General features: G+C 50.4%; 20 protein-coding genes. 16 read left to right on the forward strand and 4 right to left on the reverse strand.

Going from position 1 to position 22,572, the window contains the following annotated elements; translation table 11 throughout:
* Positions 1 to 240 precede the first annotated feature (240 nt).
* Positions 241 to 2,136 (forward strand): sensor histidine kinase, encoded by a 1,896-nt coding sequence (locus HPT30_RS24190; RefSeq protein WP_175373873.1) that lies wholly within the window; start codon positions 241 to 243, stop codon positions 2,134 to 2,136.
* Positions 2,137 to 2,232: 96 nt separating this feature from the next.
* The gene (locus HPT30_RS24195; RefSeq protein WP_175373874.1) at positions 2,233 to 4,161 is read left to right on the forward strand and encodes a sensor histidine kinase; all 1,929 of its coding nucleotides are present in this window, start codon (positions 2,233 to 2,235) and stop codon (positions 4,159 to 4,161) included.
* A 16-nt stretch (positions 4,162 to 4,177) separates the two neighbouring features.
* On the opposite strand, the gene HPT30_RS24200 is transcribed toward HPT30_RS24195, so the two are convergent.
* Entirely contained in the window at positions 4,178 to 4,420 is a 243-nt protein-coding gene (locus HPT30_RS24200; RefSeq protein ID WP_175374044.1) for an NHLP leader peptide family RiPP precursor, read from the reverse strand.
* A gap of 67 nt (positions 4,421 to 4,487) precedes the next feature.
* A complete protein-coding gene (locus HPT30_RS24205; RefSeq protein ID WP_175373875.1) occupies positions 4,488 to 5,432 on the reverse strand; it encodes a hypothetical protein in 945 nt (314 codons plus the stop codon).
* A gap of 112 nt (positions 5,433 to 5,544) precedes the next feature.
* On the opposite strand from HPT30_RS24205, the gene HPT30_RS24210 reads away from it, so the two are divergent.
* Both HPT30_RS24210 and HPT30_RS24215 read left to right on the forward strand, forming a co-directional pair.
* Positions 5,545 to 5,883 carry a hypothetical protein gene (locus HPT30_RS24210; RefSeq protein WP_175373876.1) on the forward strand — a complete coding sequence of 113 codons (339 nt, stop codon included), beginning with the start codon at positions 5,545 to 5,547 and terminating at the stop codon, positions 5,881 to 5,883.
* A complete protein-coding gene (locus HPT30_RS24215) occupies positions 5,876 to 6,952 on the forward strand; it encodes a Gfo/Idh/MocA family protein (protein ID WP_175373877.1) in 1,077 nt (358 codons plus the stop codon). The genes HPT30_RS24210 and HPT30_RS24215 overlap by 8 nt, the downstream gene beginning before the upstream one ends.
* Before the next feature lie 7 nt (positions 6,953 to 6,959).
* Here the strand turns inward: HPT30_RS24215 and HPT30_RS24220 are convergent, their stop codons facing one another.
* Both HPT30_RS24220 and HPT30_RS24225 read right to left on the reverse strand, forming a co-directional pair.
* Positions 6,960 to 7,424, reverse strand: a complete 465-nt coding sequence (locus HPT30_RS24220) for a hypothetical protein (protein WP_175373878.1) — start codon at positions 7,422 to 7,424, stop codon at positions 6,960 to 6,962.
* Between the two features lie 21 nt (positions 7,425 to 7,445).
* Positions 7,446 to 9,374, reverse strand: coding sequence for a beta-N-acetylhexosaminidase (locus tag HPT30_RS24225; protein ID WP_175373879.1), 1,929 nt, complete (start codon positions 9,372 to 9,374; stop codon positions 7,446 to 7,448).
* Positions 9,375 to 9,458: 84 nt separating this feature from the next.
* Between HPT30_RS24225 and HPT30_RS24230 the strand changes: the two genes are divergently transcribed.
* The 12 genes from HPT30_RS24230 to HPT30_RS24285 all read left to right on the forward strand — a co-directional run bounded on the left by HPT30_RS24230 (position 9,459) and on the right by HPT30_RS24285 (position 22,535).
* Positions 9,459 to 10,313, forward strand: coding sequence for an AraC family transcriptional regulator (locus HPT30_RS24230; protein ID WP_175373880.1), 855 nt, complete (start codon positions 9,459 to 9,461; stop codon positions 10,311 to 10,313).
* A gap of 633 nt (positions 10,314 to 10,946) precedes the next feature.
* A complete protein-coding gene (locus HPT30_RS24235; protein ID WP_175373881.1) occupies positions 10,947 to 12,593 on the forward strand; it encodes a sensor histidine kinase in 1,647 nt (548 codons plus the stop codon).
* Between the two features lie 23 nt (positions 12,594 to 12,616).
* Positions 12,617 to 13,252, forward strand: coding sequence for a response regulator (locus HPT30_RS24240; RefSeq protein ID WP_066377216.1), 636 nt, complete (start codon positions 12,617 to 12,619; stop codon positions 13,250 to 13,252).
* A 300-nt stretch (positions 13,253 to 13,552) separates the two neighbouring features.
* Complete coding sequence (locus HPT30_RS24245) at positions 13,553 to 14,293, forward strand: YveK family protein (protein WP_175373882.1); 741 nt, start codon at positions 13,553 to 13,555, stop codon at positions 14,291 to 14,293.
* Complete coding sequence (locus HPT30_RS24250; protein WP_175373883.1) at positions 14,277 to 14,918, forward strand: CpsD/CapB family tyrosine-protein kinase; 642 nt, start codon at positions 14,277 to 14,279, stop codon at positions 14,916 to 14,918. The genes HPT30_RS24245 and HPT30_RS24250 overlap by 17 nt, the downstream gene beginning before the upstream one ends.
* Positions 14,919 to 14,960: 42 nt before the next feature.
* On the forward strand, positions 14,961 to 15,851 hold the full coding sequence (galU, locus tag HPT30_RS24255) for a UTP--glucose-1-phosphate uridylyltransferase GalU (protein ID WP_066377222.1): 891 nt from the start codon (positions 14,961 to 14,963) through the stop codon (positions 15,849 to 15,851).
* Positions 15,852 to 15,908: 57 nt separating this feature from the next.
* Positions 15,909 to 16,601, forward strand: coding sequence for a sugar transferase (locus HPT30_RS24260; RefSeq protein WP_175373884.1), 693 nt, complete (start codon positions 15,909 to 15,911; stop codon positions 16,599 to 16,601).
* Positions 16,602 to 16,626: 25 nt separating this feature from the next.
* Positions 16,627 to 17,562 (forward strand): glycosyltransferase, encoded by a 936-nt coding sequence (locus tag HPT30_RS24265; RefSeq protein WP_175373885.1) that lies wholly within the window; start codon positions 16,627 to 16,629, stop codon positions 17,560 to 17,562.
* A 10-nt stretch (positions 17,563 to 17,572) separates the two neighbouring features.
* Positions 17,573 to 18,886, forward strand: coding sequence for an O-antigen ligase family protein (locus HPT30_RS24270; RefSeq protein ID WP_175373886.1), 1,314 nt, complete (start codon positions 17,573 to 17,575; stop codon positions 18,884 to 18,886).
* Positions 18,887 to 18,914: 28 nt separating this feature from the next.
* The gene (locus HPT30_RS24275; RefSeq protein WP_175373887.1) at positions 18,915 to 19,694 is read left to right on the forward strand and encodes a WecB/TagA/CpsF family glycosyltransferase; all 780 of its coding nucleotides are present in this window, start codon (positions 18,915 to 18,917) and stop codon (positions 19,692 to 19,694) included.
* A complete protein-coding gene (locus tag HPT30_RS24280; RefSeq protein ID WP_246317404.1) occupies positions 19,691 to 21,184 on the forward strand; it encodes an O-antigen ligase family protein in 1,494 nt (497 codons plus the stop codon). The genes HPT30_RS24275 and HPT30_RS24280 overlap by 4 nt, the downstream gene beginning before the upstream one ends.
* Positions 21,150 to 22,535: a lipopolysaccharide biosynthesis protein gene (locus HPT30_RS24285; protein WP_175373888.1), complete on the forward strand. Its 1,386-nt coding sequence runs from the start codon at positions 21,150 to 21,152 to the stop codon at positions 22,533 to 22,535. Before HPT30_RS24280 ends, HPT30_RS24285 begins: the two co-directional genes overlap by 35 nt.
* Positions 22,536 to 22,572 lie beyond the last annotated feature (37 nt).

The raw sequence follows: 22,572 nt of genomic DNA on the forward strand, positions 1-22,572 counted from the left end.
TGGTGTGAAATACCAGTGTATATTCTTTACCCTTATATGCGGGCGCGAATCGTTTGACAGGTGGACAGGCCCTATCCATAATATATTCATTCCGGCCCGGCATTAACCAGATTTGGGGTGAAATCGTCTAATTTCGAGGTTATTTGCAGATAGAGGGAGGGATAGCTCGAAGGCTGTCGAAATTAAGAAGCGTACATACTATACATACAACTATCGACTTACTGAGGTGCCGAGATGAAGTTGCCACTACAAAAAACAGCGGCGGTAGTTCTTGTGCTGTTACTACTGACGGCCATCGTTCCTATTGGGGTAGCCTTGGAATGGGGAGGGCCATCAGGCAGAGCATTGCCCAGCTGGGAACTGAAATGGGAGAATACAACTGCACCCGATGCCATGAAAGCGGCGGCATCCAAGGGTGATGAATGGATAGAAGTAATCGAACAAAGACCAATGCCAGTGGCCCCGGAGGGAGCACATGCAGCATGGTTGCGGGTGACAGTCCCGCGGCTGACAGAGAATTCAGCACTGCTAATTGATAAAGTATTCGGAGAGGATATTAAGGCCTTCCTGAATAATAAGCTTGTTTATGATCTGCAAGGAAAGAACAGTTTCAGCGGGAATAAAATTCTGATTCCTCTAAGTGAAGAGACCTCTGGAGGACAGCTATATTTGTGGAGTAGCGGAGGCGGGAGCAAAGGACCTGGCATTGAGGGCCGCATTCTGGTGGGCAACTACGGGAAACTGCTGGATTACTATATCAAACAGGACTTTATGGATATTGTCATTGGTACGGCGCTTATTTTTATGGCGTCCATCTTGATCGTGTGTTCCCTGTTTCTCAAGAAGGAGCCGTTCTCCAGCGCTTTATTGCTGATGCTGATTATTTTATCATGCGGAATTTTGGTCGTGGTGTATTCACCGCTCCTGCCACTTGTATTAAGAAGTCAGGGCCGGCTAACAGAGTTGCTGTTTGATCTGGCATTGTTTACATTGCTTCCGACTTTTACTCTTTACTTTGAGCGAATATTCGACAGCAGTAAGAACAGGTTTATTGTTCCCTTCCGGAAATTCCAGATAGGCTATTCCTTATTCAGTCTGTCGCTCTGGATATTGAATGCGGCCACATCTTATCGCTTGGACGATATCTATCGGTTCATGACGGTCAGTGTTGTCGGGATTCTGATGATTATCCAGTTTGTCTTTTTACTAACCCTGGCGGCTATCTATGCCTATCGCGGCAATTCGGATGCCATTATTTTCACTATAGGCTTTGCCGTCTTTGCCCTACTGTCGTTGACAGAGTTATCTCTATTCTTTGCCACCAATCAGAGATATCACTTCTACTGGTGGAAATGGGGTCTGGTGGTATTCATTATCTCACTGATCGTGATCCTGGGCAGAGGATTCGCCAGAAACCATGAGCAAGTGGTGGAATATTCACGCGAGCTCGAGATGTTCAATAACGATCTCCAGCGTTCTGAGAAAATGGAGATTATCAGTGAATTAGCTGCATCGGTGGCACATGAAGTGCGCAACCCGCTACAGGTGACTAGAGGTTTTCTACAGATCCTAGGGGAACGCTCCGGTAAGAAGGAGAAGGAATATCTGCAAATGGCGGTGGCTGAGCTGGACCGTGCCTCGCTAATTATTACGGACTTCCTCACCTTCGCAAAGCCAGGTATGGAGACGGTAGTCCAGCTTGATGTTTCCGCAGAGCTCAGACATGTGTCAGGTATTCTGCTTCCGCTGGCCCACATGCAGGGCGGGGAGATTGAGCTGAAGTTACAGCCTTGCCTCTATGTGCTCGGCAGTTCTTCCAAATTCAAACAGGCCTTTATCAACATCATCAAGAACAGCATTGAAGCTTTGCGCGAAGAGGGGATGATTGTCATCACCTCCTGGAGATCAGGGGATCAGATTCTGATTAGTGTGAAGGACAATGGGGAAGGAATGAAGGTCAGTGAGCTGTCTCGCCTGGGCGAGCCGTACTATTCAAACAAGACCAAAGGGACGGGACTTGGGCTTATGGTAACGTTCCGTATCGTTGAGGCGATGCAGGGCACTTTGGAGTTCCAGAGCAAGAAGGGCGAGGGCACAGAGGTCATTATCAAATTTCCAGCGGTCGACCCGGAATAGATTTTATTCCGTATTTAAAGGATTGGGCGGCCGCTTGCGCGAAATAGAAGGTAAGAACATAAATGAGTCTCTCAATATTCCCCGCGAGGTGCTTGAATGCGAGTCTTTGTGAAAAGTCTTCATATAACAGCGGCACTTTTCCTTCTTCTGATGTTGAACAGTTCTCTGGTGGCATCTGCGACGAATTCCGGAACAACGTATGAGCTGACCAAGTGGCAGATGGAATGGGCGAGTCGTCCGCAAGCTCCGGCCCCGGGGACAGAAATGCCTTCGGAAATCGCGGACGGGCAAGCCTGGACAACCGTGGATGGTAGTCAGGGCCGTATGGACCTGCCCCCAGGTATTTCTGCTGCATGGAGCCGTATGATTATTCCAGAATTACATTTCACCTCTCCTTCGCTGTACATTAAGACTCTGTATGCGCTGCATGTCAAAGTGTTCGTGGATAACCGACTAATTTTTGAAGGGGACCGCTCGTTTATCAAGGATAACTATTCTTTGCTTCTACCGCTGGATAGCGGAGACAGCGGGAAAATGTTATATATATGGACGGAAACGCTGCAGGACCGAATCGGCATCAAGGATAAAGTGGTCATTGGCGAGCATAGCGAATTGATCAACAATTATGTCAAGAGCGGACTGATGGATGTCATTTTGGGCAGCGCCTTTATTTTTGTAGCTTTAGTTCTTTTTGTATGTGTGTTTTATCTGAACCAGGCATATTTCTCCAGTATCGTGGCCCTGGCCATCGTTATCTTCTCCACAGGTGTGCTATCCATTACCTATTCTCCGTTTATCTATACCTTTTATAGCTATCTTGGCAATGTAAGTATCGTCATGCTGGATATAGCGCTCCTATCACTGCTCCCTTCCTTGACCTTCCTGTTCGAGAGAATCTTCGGAAGCGGCAAGTGTGCGGTAATTCGGCGGTTCCGCAAGTTCCAGGTCGCCTACTCTCTATTTTGTCTGGCTTGGCTAGTGATTAACGGGTTATCCGGGAATCGCTTTGTGGAGTTCTATTATTTTATTTCCACGAATATTGTGGGACTTATCCTCATCGTTCAGTTCATCCTGCTCATTGCCTGTGTCATCATTTTTTCGGTCAAGGGCAATAAGGAAGCTATTATTTTTGCCATCGGCTTCGGTACAGCTGCGCTAACCGGGGCAGTGGAGCTGATCTGGTACTATGTCCGCAAGGGAGACTATGACTTAGTTTATTGGAAATGGGCGTTAGTCGTATTCATCATGTCTCTCATTGTTATTTTAGGTCGCCGCTTGATGCTGAACCACCAGATGGTAATCAAGTATTCACGGGAGCTTGAATTGTTCAACAATGAACTGCAGCGCTCGGAGAAACTAGAGATCATCAGTGAACTGGCGGCTTCTGTGGCACACGAGGTGCGCAACCCGCTTCAGGTAACAAGAGGATTTCTGCAGCTTCTTGGCGGGAAATCACATGGGGCAGAGAAGAAATATTTGAATATGGCCATCAGTGAGCTGGACCGGGCATCTAATATCATTACTGACTTCCTGACCTTTGCAAAGCCGGAATTCGAACAGATCAGTGTACTGAATATGAACGAGGAATTTCATCATATCGAGAGTATTATGCTGCCGCTATGCCATTTGAGTAACGGGAAGATGGATCTGAATGTAAGAGGTGAGCTGTGGGTGAAGGGGAATTCCTCTAAATTCAAGCAGGCCTTTATCAATATTATCAAGAACAGCATCGAGGCCATGGGTGAGGACGGTCACATCGAGATCATGGCATACGGTGAAGGCAACAAGGTGCACATTCATATAAGAGACAACGGAGAAGGGATGGAGCCTGAAGTGCTGAACCGGTTGGGGGAGCCGTATTTCTCTAACAAGACGAAGGGGACCGGACTTGGGCTGATGGTGACCTTCCGTATTATTGAGGCCATGCAGGGGGAAATTGTATTCTCCAGCAAAAAAGGAGCGGGAACCGAATCCATTACGACACTGCCGTTGGCAGAACGTCCGGATGCTTCCCGCTCCTTATGAAGTTGATCTCGATGTATTACCAGGAACCCAGTGGCTTAACGTCGGTTTTCAAGGCGCCGGAAGCCGGACTTGGAGGAATGACAAGATAGAATTCATTGGAGTCTTCCTCTACTGCCTTTAATGTAACACTGTCGGGAATGATGATGCCCAGAGCTTCTTGGATGGCTGACTTCGGATCGCTGAGCAGTCTTTGTTTGAAACTCGGATCTTCCCATGCCTTTTGAATCACTTGATTTCTAAGAATCGCTTCTGACAAAATAATCACCCTCCCAAAATGGTTATATTTTCCTCATTAGTATAGCATAAGGCCTACTCTGTTTCTATTACTATTTATGCATATCTGTCATATTTTTGGAGAGCCAGTAAGAGAGTCCTCCGCCTTGTAAAAGACGTTTTTCCTCCTCGATTGCAACAGAAATATGATCTAAATTTTCTGATAACAACTGATGAAAGCTATACAAATGAGGAGCGTTTAGAGCATAGGCTGAAAGTCCGTCGTTGGTGGCTCTTGCGATGTCAGCGAAATGTTCCATTCCCCCTGTCGTGAAAATGAAGTCCCTAATCTCCCCGAGGGTAAGTTCGCTTTGTGCTTCCTGCCGGTGGCTATTCGCGAGGGAGAGCAACGTGTTGTAGCTGCCCGATTTCCAATCTTCTTCCCAATCTTCGTAGTCATCCAGCATCTGCAAGGTGAGCAATACATCATCCATCATCGCCTCGGCAGAAGGCACGACTTCTTCATGGCCGGTCAGAAGCAAGACGGCGGTGCTACTGAGCTTAAGTGGGCTTGCTTTATGGGAGATTTTCACCCGGTTGTTGTTGAAGTAATCGCCTGTGTGTTCATTGCTGACACTGTCGGCCCATTCGGTAATATAGCGACTGAAGAACGACCAGAAGGGGGAATCTGAAGGGAATAGCTGCCGGTAAATCTTGAGGAATTCTACATAGAATAAATTAGCCAGTGGCAAATGTGAATGGGCAAAGGATTCATGACTGTCCATTAGATCATCCTGAATAAAGAAGTAGAGCATGAGGAGCACATTGCCCCGTGACATCTGACGGGTGACCTCAGCCGGCAGGCCGTAGCCGTCCCGCAGCCAGAATGGGAGCAGATAACAGATATAGTTCTTGTGACTCCCAGCCGTAAATACGTTAAAATGGTCAAGGTAGGACATGCCCTGACCTTGCAGTGGCTCTGGAAATGCAGAGATGGTACGCCTGCTATCTTCAAACACCAAGCGAAGCTCTTCCTCATAAGCATAAAGCCAGTCCATAGGCATATCTCCTGTCATAAATTTAAATATTATGTAATAAAATGGGACGTTTGTCCTGATTATAGCGTTCTGCTGTGACGATTTCAATCTTAATTTAGGGAGACATAGGACCATGGAATGGTATACTTTGGGGCAAATGCTGATGGCCATCCGGATCGGCCAGAAAGCTGTGACGCCGGATGGACGAACTCTACGGCGTTCCTCCGGAGGATTGTTCTGGAAGGGTGGACGCCAGGACGGTAAAATTGTAGAGATTAGGGACTATCTTTTCACTGATCTCTGGAGAATTGAGGAAGATGAAGAGAGTGGGGAAGAGGCCGGGAAGCGCGAAGCAGTGGAGCGTAAGGAAAGGGAGATGCTTGAGAATCAATACGAAGAGCTGCGCTGGGAATATCTGATTGAGCGGCGTGGTGGAGCGGACAATACAGGAAGAGGTGGAGAACATGGATAAGGTTGTATTTGGATTGGTTGGCGGCGGCTGGCGGGCCGAGTTTTTCTTGCGGATTGCGAAAGCGCTACCGGAACATTTCTCGGTTGGTGCGATGTACGTGCGGAATCCGGACAAGGCTGAAGACCTGAGCAGAGCTTGGGGCGTGACTGTATATTCGGATTTGGAGCAGTTCATCGCGGCAGGAGGTTATTCCTTCGCGGTAGTTTCTCTGAGCCGGGAGGTCAGTCCGTCATTTATAGCAAAACTTGCTGCAGCACAGATTCCTGTGCTGACGGAAACACCGCCCGCCTCAGATTTGGAGGGACTGATCTCACTTTGGGAGACAGTAGGCGGGGCTGCGGCCAAAATCCAGGTTGCCGAGCAATATCTGTTCCAACCGATGCATGCCGCCAGAATTGCGCTGGCCCGATCCGGCCGGCTGGGAGAGATCAGTCAAGCTCAGATCTCGGCGGCACATGGCTACCACGGGATCAGCCTGATGCGGCAGTTACTCGGTATCGATTTTCAAAATGTGACCATCAGCGGCCGGGAATTCCGTTCCCCGATTATCAACGGACCGCAACGTAGTGGCCCGCCGGCAGCGGAAGAGACAGTGGAAGCGGATCAGAAGATTGCTTTCTTCGATTTCGGGGACAAGCTGGGACTGTTCGATTTCACGGGTGAGCAATATTTCTCCTGGATCCGCAGCAACCGGATTCTTGTTCGGGGTGACCGCGGGGAGATTGTCAATCATGACGTCGCTTGGCTAGAGAGCTTTGACAATCCGGTGTACACAAACTTGCGTCGCATGGATGCCGGACATGGCGGAAACCTGGAAGGCTTCTACCTTAAAGGAATTATCGCGGACGGAGAATGGCTCTACCGCAATCCCTTTATCCCGGCCCGCCTGACGGACGACGAAATCGCAATTGCGGAGAGTCTGTCCCGGATGGCACACTATGTGCGGGGCGGCCCATCCTTCTACAGCCTGGCCGAAGGCAGCCAGGATCATTACTTGTCCCTGCTGCTGGATCAGGCTGTCGCCACAGGCACAGCTGTGACTTCAGAGACTCAGCCTTGGGCCTTGTAAGGCTGAGTTACGATCTCACTGCTGCGGACTGTGGCAGTGAGGCGGACCTGCTGCAAGCGATCTGCTGAAAGTTGAAGCAGATGGCGCGGTAGCAGCAAGAAAGCGCATCTGCGCAGCGAGATGTAGCGGTCACAAGCGCATCTGCGCAGCAAGATATAGCGGTCACAAGCGCATCTGCGCAGCGAGATGTAGTGGTCACAAGCGCATCTGCGCAGCGAGATATAGCGGTCACAAGCGCATCTGCGCAGCGAGATGTAGCGGTCACAAGCGCATCTGCGCAGCAAGATGTAGCGGTCACAAACGCATCTGCCCAGCGAGATGTAGCGGTCACAAGCGCATCTGCGTAGCGAGATGTAGCGGTCACAAGCGCATCTGCGCAGCAAGATAGCTTTGCAGCTGCACAAGCAGGCCAGCCTCCGAACGCGGGAGGCTGGCCTGCTGTGTTGTATGGCTGTGCCGATGCATCAGGCACAGCTTGTGGCGTGCGGCACGGTTACACGCGTGCCGGCTCCGCAAGGTCTGACGCCAGCGCTGCGTACTGGCCGCGCAGGCGGACCAGCTTGGCGGTGCTTAGCGCCAAGCCGCCCGGCCGGTTGCGCTCCGTCCAGAGCAACCGGTACTCGTGGAGCAGCAGATCCAGATCATGGATCTGCGCGGCGAGCAGGCCGCGGTCCACTTGATCCCGGCCCGCTGCGAGCTGCAGCTTCAGTCTGCCAAGCTGCACCGCATGGCTTATGAAGTGCACCCCACTGCGCAGTTCCCGCAGCACGAGTTCTGCATGCTCGCACTGTAGAGCGAGCCCTTCGATCCGTTCAGCAATATTTCTAGCGTAGTTCTCCAGCTTGTCGAAATGCTCTGCGGTCAACTGCCCGATAATCCGCAGATTATCCAGGTCGCTGCGCAGCAGCATGGACAATTCGGAGTCGTTGCCGTGATAGGTGGCTTCTAGTGTATAGTAGTTGCCGAGATCCAGCAGCAGCTGTCCGATACTTGCGGATTGGTCCGTAAAGAGGAATTGATTCAGATATTCCGGAACGTTGACCTCCAAATTATTGTTAACACTCCAGGCAAGTGCAGCACCGTAGACAAATCCGGCATAGCTGACCGGAAGCTGCTGCCAATGTCCATGGTCGCCCCAATCTGTAATGAGGTAGCCGATGGCACCATTGGTTTTGCCGTGAATAGCAGCACTGCGTAAGTTGGCCAGCATGTTGTCAGTACGTCCGGTCAGGGAGTTCCAGGAGCTGGTTCCGGGACAGACATAGAATGGAATGCCAGCCTCGCGGAATTTCAGTGTGTCCGCTTCAAATGGATGCTCGGCACTATAGCCCCATTCCATCGCGATGATATTCTTGGGGAGCTGAGGGATTAACTCGGGATGCTGGATAATAATATCGCCCCAGAACTGCATGGTTTTACCGCGGGCTTCCACCAGTTCTTGAATCTTTTGCAGAAAGGACAGGTACAGTGAGCCCTTGCCTTGCTCCTCTGCCAGCGCCTTACTTTTGCCAAGCCCAAGCTCGTAGGTTTCGTCGCAGCCTACATTGAATTTGGAAGAGCTGAAGTAGGGCAATAGATCATCGTACATTTTCTCCAGCAGCTTAAGTACCTCAGGGTCTTCTGTATCAAAGGTGCCAGGATGCATAGGCAGTCCATCTGGATAAAATTCGCTGTAGTACATGCTTTCCGGTAGTGAGAAGCCTTCCGGGATCTCAGCCAGGTGATTGAATTCCGGCCGGGTCAGCCAACCCTCCATATGTCCGAAGCTGTTCTGATTAGGCACTAGCTCGATGTAGCGCTCCTTGCAGTAGGCATCCAGCTGAAGGATTTCTTCACCGCTGATTGGAGTTTCCAGTTCCCACACCTGAGGGAAAGACTCGTAGGCAAAAGGTGCGCCTTCTATATATAGCTGCAATTCATTGAGCTTTAGATCCGCCATTAGATCCACAATTTTGAACAGGGTGCCGAGCTTCGGAACTTTGTTCCGGCTAATATCAATCATCAGGCCCCGTGCGCCGAAGTCTGGTTCATCCCGAATCGTAAGGAATGGGAAGCTTCTTCCGGTCTGCTTCAGAATCTGCTTCAGTGTTGCTACGGCATAGAAAGCTCCCTGCGGAGAGCTGTAAGTCACGTGGACACCAGTCACTCCAGAATGAATCTCATACGCCTGCGGGGGCAGAGCGGGATCTTGGTTGAATAGGAAGGCCGGTTGAACCATCGACCGGGTACCAATGGACAGGGCCAACTCGAAATTCAAAGTCTGCTTAATCAACAGCTGAAGTCTGCGCGCAGCCGGTAGAATCCCGGTCGGTGTAGAATTGGCAATAACGATTCGGCCGTTGGCCGGGATGACATACGCCCCTTCGGTCACGTCCAAGGACTTGGGATGGGGGAGAAGCTGTAAGGAGACAAATTCATGCATAGCATAGCCACCTCTTATTCATGTAGAATATGATCATCTTCCCTTTAACGATAACACTAGAAAACCAAGGAAGGAATGCATACGATGACCAAGCACATGGACTATACGATCAGTCCTTATCCGATTGTCATCATAGATCCCAAGGTGGATGCCTCCCGGTTGAAGCTGAAGACTATTCGAGTCGGGCAGGTGGGACATTTGCCGGGAAGAACGCTATTTCGATCTGAGGTTGTGTTCGAGCAGTGGGCGATTGTGTATATCGTCTCCGGCAGTGGCACTTATATGGAGAACGGCGGCAAGATGCAGCAGGTACGCGAAGGCAGCCTGTTTTTCTTTAGGCCGGGATTTACCTACAACTTTGGCCCCGCTCCGGGCGGGAGCTGGGATGAATACTATATCAACTTTAGCGGAACGCGTATTGCTGAATGGTTGGAATCAGGTCTTATTGCCGGGGGCATCGTATTTCAGGCGGAAGGTGTCAAGGGACTGCAGGAGGTTTTCGAAGCTGTACTTGGCCAGATGGAAGGGGGCGCTCCGGAAGATGCCGACCGGGCAGCGTTGGGTCTCGAACGAATGCTTTTGGAATGTTCATTTATAATAGAAGAAAAAAATCGGCCATCTCAGGTTGATCCCATGCCTCAGATCAGGGAGGACCTAAATTTTTGTGTCTATGGCACGATGGACCTGCACCAGATTGCCGCGAAGCACCACATCTCCATGTCCACCTTACGCCGCCTGGTTCGCCGCAGTAGCGGGTATCCCTTGCAGGAATATATTCACCGGTTGAAGATGGCTGAAGCGAAGCATTTGCTGCTCAATACCTCACTTCAGGTGAAGGAAATTTCGGGACTGCTGCATTACAGTGATCCTTTTTATTTTTCCCGGTTGTTTAAGAAGTATATGGGCATTTCACCACTGTTATGTCGCAATAACATATGATTAAACGACATTAATTCCGTTTATTCCCCTTTACTTTGTCGTAATTTGCAGTTTCTTGTTGACTTTTTTTATAGAACAATGTTACTGTTTAGTTTATATAAGTGAGTTCACTTTAGTGCTTACGTACTATTAGCGGAGATGAAGGTCATGAGGGAATTTTACTGCATCCGTTGTCACAATCTCCATAGTGTAGACACCAGAGCATCATCACTGCGCATTCTGTCCACGGGGTATCATATTGTGGAGGGACAACGTTATCAGATTTGTATATGTGAATCCTCGAATTTGTATGATGCTGTTGCCAAGCAATCGGAATAGCCGTTGGATACCAAGAGAGTTTTTTTGGGGAATTATTGAAAATAAACTTAAAACAGCCTGTCCGAAAATCGGATAGGCTGTTTGTGGTGAAGATCTGACATATATCTCACATTGAATTCGCTTTCTTTTCGATATTTGGATACAAATAGCTTATCCACCAGAAAAAAAGAGCGTTTTCGCGTTATTTATTTGTAATGTAAACGCTCACAACAATGCCGTCAACTTGTTATTGTGATTTTTCTCATGTATGATGCTTTTATCAAAGCACAAATTTAGCTGGCATTTTCCACAAAACTGGGGAACAGGGTGGTGGGAATGAATATTAAATCAACTGCGGAAGACAAAATGATTGCCTTTTACCGATGCTTCTCATTGTCCCTTACGTCATTGATGTTTCTGTTTAAACCGACGGGACCTTCCGTATTATACAAATCCCTTATCATCATTCTGTTATTTATTTTGGCTCAAGGCTTCGTTATGGGTTACCGAAGGCTTCGAAGCAGGCCGCGCATCCTAATGCTGGCTGTGAGCACAGAGATGACACTGATTATTCTGCTTACTTTACTTACCGGGGGCTATGACAGCCCATTTAGGCTTTATGTACTTAATCCCGTCCTCATTGCTGCAGGATCATTGTCATTATACTTTGGTTGGAGCCTGCTTCTTAGTTATATCGGCATAGTTATCGCTTTTTGTTACCTTTTTCTCAATTCTGCGAATAAGTCTTTCGCCGCAGCTGTTCTTGAGAATGGGAACCTGTTTCTAGCACTAGTACTTACTCTTATCGTAATGCAGATGGTGGCCAGAATCAAACGTCAGCGGGAGGAAGCCAACGCTAGGACCAAAGAAACGCTCGAACAGATCAAATCGCTATACCATATCGTTGAAACCTCCAGCCAGCATGATTTCATGAATATCGGTCAGGTGATTACGGACTATGTGGTGAAGCTTACGAAGCTGGATAAGGCGTTGTTCTGGTTCGCCAAAAAAAGCGGGGAGCCTGCACCGGAGAGCCGGCAGACGGGCTGGCATCAGGAAGATGAGTTGTTTCTCTTCTCCGAACTCGAGAAGCATGAACATGAGTGGCGACTGCAGCGCGATCCCGTATTCAAGAGTCTGCCCGGACTGGGTGACTTTCTGCTGATGCCTGTCCGTATGAGTACCCGGTTTGTAGGCATGATTGGGGTGAAGCTGGAATACGCGGAGGGTCTGGAAGGGCGAAGATGGTACATTCAGCAGTTGATGTTCCTGTCGGAGCTGAGTGCGATCATTATGGAACGCCATGAGCTGGGTGTAATCGAGAACCGGCTGATCATCACGAATGAGCAGAATCGGATTGCCGACGAAATGCATGACAGTGTGTCGCAAAGCCTATTCGGCATCGTCTACGCAACGCATTCTCTGAAGCAGACCTGGAGGAAGCTACCTGATTATCAGCTCGAGGAGCAGATAGACCTGATTCATGAATCTGCCACCAAGGTTGCCAAGGAGCTGCGAATTACCATCTACAGTCTCAGTTCCAAGAAAAGCGGTGGGCCTACTTGGCTGGGTATGGTTCGTTCGCACCTAAAAAGCTTATCCAGGTTGAATGATGTGGAGATTGAACTTAAAATAACGGGGGACGACTTCAGTCTTCCTTACCCTTACCATAAGGCGTTGTTCCGAATTATCTCGGAAGCTACAGGTAATGCCATCCGTCATGGGGCGGCGAGCCGAGTGGAAGTTGAACTGTCTCTGAAGCCCAAGTGGATCAGATTATCCATTTCTGATGATGGGACCGGATTCGATGCGGCTCTGCTACACACTGAATCTGAAGAAAGCACTGGCGGACTCGGCATGAAAAATATGCAGTATCTCACCCAGTCGCTGGGCGGCGATTTTCAATTATCAAGCAGTAGGAATGCAGGTACCAAAATATTGATCCTGATACCTGTTGGCGCGGCGGAACTGAAAAATGCATAAATTTTAGGCAGGAGGTCGTTTGAGTGAAAATCGTCATTGTAGATGATCACCCGTTGGTGAGAAGAGGATTGGCAGCGGTTATTTCGATGCAGCCTAATGTGCAGTTTGCAGGCGAGGCTACAAATGGCCAGGAAGCGTTGCTTGTGATTGAGGAGACGCAGCCGGATCTTGTGCTGATTGATCTGAAGCTGGCCGATGAGTCGGGACTGGATGTAATTAAGGCGGCACGTACACGCGGGATATCCAGCAAATTTATTTTATTAACTTCGTCTGCTAGCAGGGAAGACTTCCTTAAGGCAGAGGAGGTGCTCGTCGACGGGTATGTGCTTAAGGAGGCACTACCTGAGGAATTGCTGTTCGCCATCCAGTTGGTACACAAGGGGAGGAAATATTATGACCCCGGACTAATGGAGGACAAGATGCGGATGACGGGCAGCAGCCCGACCGACGAGCTGACGCCGAAGGAGAAGGAAGTGCTGATCGAGCTTGGGCAGGGGGCCTGCAACCGGGAGATTGCCTCAAGACTCTTTATCAGTGAATTTACGGTGAAGAAGCACGTCAGCCAAATCCTGGCGAAGCTGCAGGTTGCCGACCGTACACAGGCGGCGCTGTATGCCAATGCGGTTGGACTGACGAAATTTGAAATGTCATATGATTAAGGAGACCCGCCTCAGGCGGAATCACCAGAAGAACACGGACTATAGTCCGTGTTCTTTTTTTATGCCTACACAGCTTAGCACCTTAACCTGAACAATTTCTGAACACTACTTGATGTTATCGATATGGCACTAAAGTATACCGTCCCCCCCTCTAAAGGCGTATGTCCCCTTATCCCAAAGTGAAAAGGAAAGTAAAGATATGGCCCATGTGGGGACATGAAGTGATCGGTAGAATAAAAGTAAGATAACTGAAAATTTCATGGATGCTTTCAAAGCATTTTATGCGGAAGGAGGGTTACTGTGGAAAAGACGATTCTGGACTATATTCACTTGATCAAGAAAAGGTTATGGCTGATTACGGTATTTGTACTGATCTCCTGTGCTACAACCCTCTACGTCAGCAAAAACTTCGTTGTACCCGTCTACTCCGCCTCCGGACAGTTGCTTGTTAACAACATTGCAAATGTGCCCGCAGGTAGCAACCTCAACGAGTTGAACTTCAGCCTCAATCTCATCGAGAGCTACAAGGAGATCATCAAATCTCCAACGATCTTGAAGGAGGTTGTAGCTGAGCATCCTGAGTTCGGCCTGACGCAAGAGAAGCTGAGAAAGAAGCTGGAGATCAAGTCGTCGGACAAAAGCCAGGTGATTAATCTCAGTGTGGAGGATGAGAACTACATCAAAGCAGCCGGCATTGTAAATGCCGTGTCGCAGACCTTCATCCGCAGCCTGCCGTCACTGATGAAGCTGGACAATGTGACGCTTCTGACACCGGCTGATCCGGCCAACAAGCCAGTTGCAGCAAATGCAGGTATCCTGATGAATATTGTCATCAGCTTTGTCGTTTCGCTCATGGCGGCGCTCGGCATCATTCTACTGATGGAGACGCTCAACAGCACGCTCCGCTCGGAGAAGGAAGCAGAGATCGAGATTGGTCTTCCGGTCATCGCCAGCATCCCGGCCATTCGCAAGCGCGATTTGAGCAAGGGTGCGGGTCTCAATGAGAGAGTAGGGGAGGGCACCTATGCTGCCGCTAAATAGCAGTTTGATTACAGATTTTAATCCTTCTTCACATATTTCGGAATCGTTCCGTTCGCTACGTACCTATATCCGGCAACTGGGTTTGCTACACAAAGATGGTGGCCAAGTGCTGCTCTTTACTTCAGCAGAGAGGGGCGAAGGCAAGACAACGATTTTGTCGAATCTGGCGGTGTCCTTTGTGCAGGATGGCAAGAAAGTGGCGGTGGTCGACTGCAATCTGCGAAATCCGGGACTGCACACTGTATTCGGGGTCGACGGTGGCGAAGGGCTGGCAGCTTACCTCGACGGACTGAAAGAAGCGGATGAGATTCCTGTTCCGGGGAAGCTCGACAATCTTACCGTCATCCCGGCAGGGCACGCCCCAGTTAGTCCGCCGGATCTACTGGGCAGTGATAAGATGGCCGCCTTGCTGAAGGTACTCAAAGACAGTCATGATCTCATCCTGGTAGATTCGCCTCCAGCCGTTGCTTACAGTGATGCCCGAATTCTGGCACCTCAGGCGGACGGAGTGATCCTTGTCGCTAAATACGGAAGAACCAAGCGTGACTCATTACGCAAGGTGAAGGTGCTGCTGGAGCAGACCGGCTCCAACATTCTCGGTATTACTATGAACCAGAGTAAATAACGATACATTCAGGCTATCCAAACTTTTAGGAGGTAGAGTGCGATGAAAAAGGTGAAAAAAGTAATTATCCCTGCAGCAGGTCTGGGTACGCGCTTTCTTCCTGCCACAAAGGCCATGCCTAAGGAGATGCTTCCCATTATCAACAAGCCCACGATTCAGTACATCGTGGAGGAAGCTATTGCCTCCGGCATTGAGGACATCATCATTGTTACCGGTAAAGGGAAGAGAGCCATTGAAGATCATTTTGACAATGCATTTGAACTGGAGTCCCGCCTGCTTGAAGACGGTAAGCTGGAGCTGCTAAAAGAGGTTCAGCGTTCTTCCAAGGTGGAGATTCATTACATTCGCCAGAAGGAACCGAAGGGTCTGGGTCATGCCGTTTGGTGTGCCAGACGTTTCATTGGCGATGAACCCTTTGGCGTTATGCTTGGCGACGATATTGTCACTGGCAGAACTCCATGCTTGAAGCAACTGATTGATCAATATGAAGAGACGCAGAATTCGGTAATCGGCGTGCAGGAAATTCCGGAAGAATTAACGAGCCGCTACGGAATTATCGAGCCTGACTTCCAGGATGGACAGCTGTATCGGGTGAACAACTTTGTAGAGAAGCCGCCGCTGGGCACAGCCCCTTCTAATCTGGCGATCATGGGCCGTTACGTATTTACGCCGAAGATTTTTAAATACCTGGATCTGCAGGAAACGGGTGCCGGTGGCGAGATTCAATTGACGGATGCCATTCAGAAGCTGAACCAGAGTGAGCGAGTGTACGCGTATAACTTCGACGGTACAAGGTACGATGTTGGCGAACGGCTCGGGTATATCTTGACTACCTTGGAATTCGCGCTGCAAAACGAGGATTTACGTTACCCCGTGATGGATGCTATGGCGGAATGGCTAAGCAAAGCCGGACAAACCACCCTGACAGGATAAGCCTAAGCCTGCCGGAATGATCCGGCAAGCTAACAAAATTTGTGAACATGAGGAGAGTTGAGCATGCAAAAACTGCCGGAAGACTATGAGTACGTCCTGCCGAAACTTTACATGCTGCATGCCAAGGAGGAGGCGAAAGATTCCGAGTCCTATCTGGTAATGAAACGGATGATCGATGTCTTCTGTTCTGCCCTTGGCCTTCTCGTCTTGCTGCCGCTGTTCCTGGTAGTGGCTGCTATGATCAAGCTGGAAGATCCCAAGGGGAAAGTATTCTTCCGGCAGAACCGTGTAGGCAAGCACGAAAAGCAGTTTCCGATGTACAAATTCAGATCCATGGTATCTAACGCCGAGGAGCTGAAGGAGCAACTGCTGGCCTATAACGAGGTAAGCGGAGCGATGTTCAAAATCAAGAACGATCCGCGGATCACACGGACAGGAAGATTCCTGCGCAAGACGAGCATCGATGAACTGCCACAGCTGTGGAACGTGCTGCTGGGCCATATGAGCCTGGTAGGTCCGCGTCCGCCGCTACCGGAAGAAGTAGCACAGTACACAGAATATGACAAACAGCGCCTTACTGTCACACCGGGCTGCACCGGTTACTGGCAAGTCAATGCCCGTAACAGTGTCGGATTCGACGAGATGGTGCAGCTCGACTTGACTTATATTCATATCCGCAGCACGATGCTGGATTTGAAAATTATCTTGAAGACCGGCCTCATGCTTCTGGGGTCCAAAGACGCTTATTAATCTTGTGGAAATTAGGTGAATGCCGATGCGTGAACACGGAGTCGCTCCCAAGATTTCCATCATCATTTGCACATATAACCGGGCAGCTCTACTGATCAAGACCCTCCATTCTCTGGTACCGCTGGAGAATTTGGAGCAAGCAGAGATCATCGTGGTGGATAACCGCTCGAAGGATGATACGGCGTCCCTGGTCAGGACGTTTATCGAAGATTACAGGACAGAGATGGATATTCGCTACATTTTCGAACCTATGCAAGGATTGTCGGCTGCCCGAAATACAGGGATACTGGCCTCCAAATCCCCGCTAATTGCTTTTTTGGACGATGATGCTATACCTTGCCGGACCTGGATTACAACCATTGTATCCACCTTTGAGGAACGGCCGGAAGTGATGGCTATGGGAGGTAAAATTGCCCCGATCTTCGAGACAGGCCGGCCGGAATGGCTGATCAAGCCATTCGAGCTGCCTTACACCATTGTCGATCTTGGCAACAGGGTTAAGGAGTATCCGGGTCGTCTGCATCCCTGCGGAGCCAATATGGCGATGCGCAAGCCAGTCTTTGATATCAGCCTGTTTCCATTGGATCTGGGCCGGAAGGGAGAATCCCTTTTGTCTGGCGAAGAGACCTGGTTGTTCGGGCAAATCAAGCGCCAAGGGCATGCGATCCTGTACCATCCGGACATGGCAGTGGATCATTTTGTTCCGAAGAGCCGTCTGTCCGAGGACTGGATTCTGAAACGGTATTACAGCCAGGGCATTTCCAATGCCATGAAAAGCGAAAGCTTGAAGGACCGGGTGGTCCTGCTGGGAACAACGGCTGCGAAAGTGCTGTACATCATGGCGGATTCGGTGCTTTCCCGGAGCCGGGGAAAACGGCTTTTGAACAAGTGCAGACTGGAAAGCATCCGGGGAACCCTGCACATGATCTGGAACCGGAAGAGAGAATCCGCAGCGGGGTGAGGGGAAGGACATGACTAATTTTGGATGGAGCTTCAAAGCAGGCGCTGTTCCGTATGGGGTGCTCTATCTCATCTCCGCCCTGCTTCTGGGCACAGCGGTGATCTACCAGCCGTTGCTTGCAGCCGCTGTCGTACTACTGATTATTCTGCTGGGAATCTCGATCGCGCGTCCGGAATGGATCAGCTATTTCGTTCTGCTGACGACAGCAATCTCTATCAACTTTCTGTATGAGGGCAGCCTCTTCGGGATAGAGATTCTATCGCTCTACAAGCTGGCTATTCTGGCCCTGCTGGTGCCGTGTATCCTGGTAAATGGTCTGCGGTTCAAGCTGAGTCAGCCCTTATGGGCCTTACTCGTGCTGGTGTTCATCACCTTCGGGTTCTCGATCTGGCTGCCACAGATGACTTCATCCATCGCTGTCAAGGCGTTTATCGGTCTGTCGCTTCCCTTTGTGTTTCTCTTGATCAACTGGAAAAAAGAAGTCGCCGAGCAGCAGATCCGTATCATTTGCCTGCTGCCGCTGGTCAGCTTACTGGCTGGAGCACTGCTGCAAGCTGTACATCTTCATTCTTTCTTTGATGTTGAATTCACAGGAGCGGTGCGGGTGCAGGGTGCCAACATCCCTTCGCATCTGGCGATGCTGGCTTTTCTGGGAGTCGCCATCCCGTTTATTGAGATTAAGCGCTACCCGCAGCGCGCCAAGTTCTTTTACACCCTGCTCGGTCTGAATTTCTTCATTCTGATCGGAACAGGAACACGGGGGCCGATTCTGGCCCTGGGCCTTATGGTCCTCTACTACTTCTACGATATTCTGAAGCAATATCTGAAAGGGAAGACCCTTTACCTGATTCCGCTGCTCTGCTCGTTTCTCTTGATCTTTGCCGCTGTATATATGCAGCTCGACAACCTCAAGAAGCGTTCTTTTGAACGGACGACAGAAACAGGAGTGGATCTGTCAGGGCGGACGGAGGCCTGGACGTATTTTCTGAACAAGGCGGAGGATTCACCTTGGGCAGGAAGAGGCCTGGGAGCAGTAACAGTGGCGAATGACGGCTCTTTATACAAAGGCTTTGTCGTTCCTCACAACGAGTACATCCGGTTTTATTTTGATGGCGGGTATATCGGCGCCAGCCTGTTGATGCTCTCCTTATTGGCTGTATTTCTTCTGGTTTACAGAGCTTTGGCACCGCCGGTCAAACCGTATTATGTGTTTTTTATTGCAGCGTTTCTGATCTATTCGTTCTCCGACAACACGCTGTCGACGGTCCAATTTATTATCCCGTTCTGTTGGTACCTGAACTGCCTGTATCGATCTTCACGGTAGGCCGATCCCCACAAAAAGAAGTGATACGATGAATCAAGTAAATATGTTCGATGTCAAATTTGATAACTATGATTTCATGGATTTGCTCGATTACATTGACAAGACAATCCGGGAACGGAGCCAATCCTACATCCTGACCTGCAATGTCGATCATGTGATCAAGCTGCGCAAGGACAAGGAATTTCAGAATGTATACTCAAAGGCGGGTGCGGTGGTTGCAGATGGAATGCCGCTTATCTGGGCTTCGAAAATGCTCGGCAAGCCGCTCAAGCAGAAGGTATCCGGCGCGGATCTGTTCAATCGGCTGGGCAATGCCTTTGAGCAGCGGAAATACCGGTTATTCCTGCTCGGCTCAGCTGAAGGCGTGCCGGAGAAGGCGATCCGTAATCTGAAAGCAGCGTATCCCGGAATGAATATCGTCGGTTCTTACTCTCCTTCCTACGGCTTTGAGCATAACGAGGAAGAGAACGAGCGAATTGTGAGAATGTTGACTGAGAGCCGGCCGGATATTGTGTTCGTCGGGGTAGGCGCGCCCAAGCAGGAAAAATGGATCTATCGCCATTACACCTCTTATCAGGCACCAATCTCTATCGGTGTAGGTGCAACCTTCGATTTCCTCTCCGGTTCGGTGAAGCGGGCACCCGACTTTATGCAGCGAACGGGTCTTGAATGGTTCTGGCGTCTGAGTCAGGAGCCAAGGCGATTGTGGAAAAGATATCTGGTCGATGACGCGCAGTTTCTGGTCCTGCTCCTTAAGGAGTTGCGGAAGCGGGATAAAGCGAAAGGAGGCAGGGGGAGACAATCATGATGAGCCGGAATGAGAACAGCCTGACCTTGCCTTCACTGGCGACTTTAAAGACGGCCGGGAATACTTGGGCACTGGCTGCTATCTGCCTTGTGCTTCCGCTAGCCATTGGCTTTGCCAGCGCTAAGTTAAGTCCCGCCAACAGTTTACAGGGGGCGATTCTGGCGGGCGTATTATTCCCGGCATTCCTCCTGGCATTGTTGAAGCCGCGTCTGCTGTTAGCCTACACGCTGCTGATCTGGGCCATTGCCCCGGAGCTGCGGCGGATCTCCGACTGGTCGGAGGGCGTGTACCATTCCGTATCCATGCTCAGTCTGGCACCTCTGCTGACCGGAGCGACCTTGGCTATTCCAGTGCTGCGGGAGATTCATAAGATTAAGAAGCCTTCTGCCCGCATCATTCTTCTGTTCGGAACTGCACTTATCTACGGTGCCCTGATTGGGCTGGCGAAGAACGGCATGAGCTCCGTCTATGATCTGGCTAACTATCTGGTCCCGCTGATGCTAATTCCGTACTTTGCGGTCATGCGTTTCACGGCTAAGGACATCGATCGGCTGCTTTACGACTACGCGAATATAGCTGTCCTGGTCTCGATTTACGGGATCGTGCAATATTTGGTTGTTCCGCCGTGGGATGCCTTTTGGATGAACCACGCAGAGATGATCTCGATTGGGTTTCCGGTACCGCTGGAAATTCGAGTATTCTCAACGCTGAATTCTCCTGGTCCAGCCGCAGCCTTTCTCGTCTTCGCCCTGGTGCCGATGATCCTGGAGAAACGCTGGCAGGGAACACTCCGCTGGGTCGGCGTTATGCTTGTTGTAGTATGTCTGCTGACGACTTTGGTTCGCGCAGCCTGGCTGGTTCTGCTGGTTATGCTGCTTGTCTACATTGCGTCTTCCCCTTCCAAGGGGAAATGGAAGACATTGCTCCAGCTCATATTCGTCGCAGCAGCACTCTTCTGGATCGTTCCCAAGCTGCCCGGTGCCGAAGGGCTGGTGGCGCGAATGGAGACCCTGGGCTCCGTTCAGGAAGACCATTCTTACAACGAACGCCTTGATCTGTGGCAGCGGATGGTGCCTATGGTCATCTCCGATCCGGTGGGCCGGGGGATTGGCAGTGTCGGGCAGGGAACGAAGATTGGTAATGGCGGCGAGCTTGGTGAGTATGGCAACATGGACAACGGCTTTATCGCCTTGCTGCTGACCTTCGGTGCTCTGGGCGGACTGTTCTTCTTCTGGGCGCTGGGAGCGGTGCTGAAGCAGATTGTGACCAGGGTGACCAGCAGGGATAGCCTGCAGCCTTACGCCCGGTTGTCCCTGGCGGCCTGGATGGGAGCGGTCGCCACGCTGATGTCCGATAACGGGTTCCCAGGACTCAAGGGATACCTGATCTGGATGCTGATTGGCCTTGGCCTCAGCGGCAAAGAGATTATAGAGAGCAGAAAGAAGGGAGCACCACATGCAGCAATTGAACGCAAAATCACTTCCGGCTAGCTCGATATGGTCCTCCCTCCGGCAGTTCACCAAGAGCAATGACAATAGCTCGGCTGCAGTGAAAACCATGTTCGTTAGCGTACTGATCCTGGTACTGAACATGCTGACGGGAGTACTGACCGCCCGTTATCTTGGCCCGTCAGGCCGCGGGGAGCAGACCGCGATGGTGAACTGGTCGCAGTTCCTGGCGTTCAGCATGAGCTTCGGCATTCCGTCGGCGCTGATCTATAACGCCAAGAAGAACCCGGAGGATGCCGGCATCCTATACCGGATGTCACTGCTGATTGGGCTTTGCTTCGGCGCAGCCGCTACGGTGGTTGGTGTTGTGGTGCTGCCCTACTGGCTGAAATCCTTCAGTCCGGAAGTCGTCCATTTCGCACAGTGGTCGATGCTGCTGTGTCCATTGATTGTGATCTCACAGATCAACAATGCCGCGTTCCAATTCAGAGGCGATTACAAGCGATTCAACTGGATGCGGTATTTGGTTCCGCTGCTCACCCTGGTGATGATCGGGATTCTGATATTCACGAAAACCATCAGTCCCTTTACTACAGCAATGGCTTATCTGCTGCCAGCTGTACCGATCTACATCTATATTACGATCTCACTGCTTCGTGCCTACAAGGTGAAGATGAGAGATGCCTATCTGAACTTCAAGCGATTGTTCACCTATGGGATGGGCTCTTACGGCAATGATCTATTGGGGCAGTTCTCGTACTATATTGACCAAATTATCATTGCCGGTCTGTTGCGGCCTGCGGATCTCGGTTTGTATGCGGTAGCGGTCAGCCTGTCGAGAATGGTTAATTTCTTCTCGACCTCGATTACGATTGTGCTGTTTCCCAAAGCTTCCGAGCTGTCCAAGGATGAGGCGATCGCACTGACGTTCAGGGCTTTTCGCATCAGTACAACGTTCACCCTTCTGGGCTCGCTGTTCCTGATGATTGTAGCACCGTTCGTGATTCCTTTGTTGTACGGTAAGGATTTCAATACGGCACTGACCGTGTTCCGCTTGCTGCTGCTGGAAGTTACGATCAGCGGCGGTACATTGATCCTCGCGCAGGCGTTTATGGCGCTTGGCAAACCGAAATTCGTATCCATTCTTCAAGGCGTAGGTTTGGCACTGGTGATTCCACTGCTGTTTATCCTGGTACCGCGGTTTGGATTGTTCGGTGCCGGTGCGGCGATGCTCTCGTCGGCTGTTCTACGGTTTGGTTTTATCATTCTGAATATTCGCTACAGCCTGAAGGTCAAGATTCCGCGGCTGCTGATCAACGCGCAGGATATCCGCTGGATGAAGACGACGATGAATTCCTACATTCGCAAGAAACCTGCGGATGCCCAAGGTTAAGGGCAAGAGAACTTAAGTAATAGAAGGAGGAACCCCT

This window comes from Paenibacillus agri (genome assembly GCF_013359945.1).
In the GTDB taxonomy this organism is placed as follows: domain Bacteria; phylum Bacillota; class Bacilli; order Paenibacillales; family Paenibacillaceae; genus Paenibacillus_AQ; species Paenibacillus_AQ agri.

What these genes read in the sequence shown, in the direction of transcription:
- HPT30_RS24235 (WP_175373881.1), top strand. Translation starts at nt 10,947, where the DNA reads ATGAATATTAAATCAACTGCGGAAGACAAAATGATTGCCTTTTACCGA.
- HPT30_RS24285 (WP_175373888.1), top strand. Translation starts at nt 21,150, where the DNA reads ATGCAGCAATTGAACGCAAAATCACTTCCGGCTAGCTCGATATGGTCC.
- HPT30_RS24230 (WP_175373880.1), top strand. Translation starts at nt 9,459, where the DNA reads ATGACCAAGCACATGGACTATACGATCAGTCCTTATCCGATTGTCATC.
- HPT30_RS24215 (WP_175373877.1), top strand. Translation starts at nt 5,876, where the DNA reads ATGGATAAGGTTGTATTTGGATTGGTTGGCGGCGGCTGGCGGGCCGAG.
- HPT30_RS24205 (WP_175373875.1), bottom strand. Translation starts at nt 5,432, where the DNA reads ATGGACTGGCTTTATGCTTATGAGGAAGAGCTTCGCTTGGTGTTTGAA.
- HPT30_RS24250 (WP_175373883.1), top strand. Translation starts at nt 14,277, where the DNA reads ATGCTGCCGCTAAATAGCAGTTTGATTACAGATTTTAATCCTTCTTCA.
- HPT30_RS24275 (WP_175373887.1), top strand. Translation starts at nt 18,915, where the DNA reads ATGAATCAAGTAAATATGTTCGATGTCAAATTTGATAACTATGATTTC.
- HPT30_RS24280 (WP_246317404.1), top strand. Translation starts at nt 19,691, where the DNA reads ATGATGAGCCGGAATGAGAACAGCCTGACCTTGCCTTCACTGGCGACT.
- HPT30_RS24270 (WP_175373886.1), top strand. Translation starts at nt 17,573, where the DNA reads ATGACTAATTTTGGATGGAGCTTCAAAGCAGGCGCTGTTCCGTATGGG.
- HPT30_RS24265 (WP_175373885.1), top strand. Translation starts at nt 16,627, where the DNA reads ATGCGTGAACACGGAGTCGCTCCCAAGATTTCCATCATCATTTGCACA.
- HPT30_RS24195 (WP_175373874.1), top strand. Translation starts at nt 2,233, where the DNA reads ATGCGAGTCTTTGTGAAAAGTCTTCATATAACAGCGGCACTTTTCCTT.
- galU (WP_066377222.1), top strand. Translation starts at nt 14,961, where the DNA reads ATGAAAAAGGTGAAAAAAGTAATTATCCCTGCAGCAGGTCTGGGTACG.
- HPT30_RS24210 (WP_175373876.1), top strand. Translation starts at nt 5,545, where the DNA reads ATGGAATGGTATACTTTGGGGCAAATGCTGATGGCCATCCGGATCGGC.
- HPT30_RS24225 (WP_175373879.1), bottom strand. Translation starts at nt 9,374, where the DNA reads ATGCATGAATTTGTCTCCTTACAGCTTCTCCCCCATCCCAAGTCCTTG.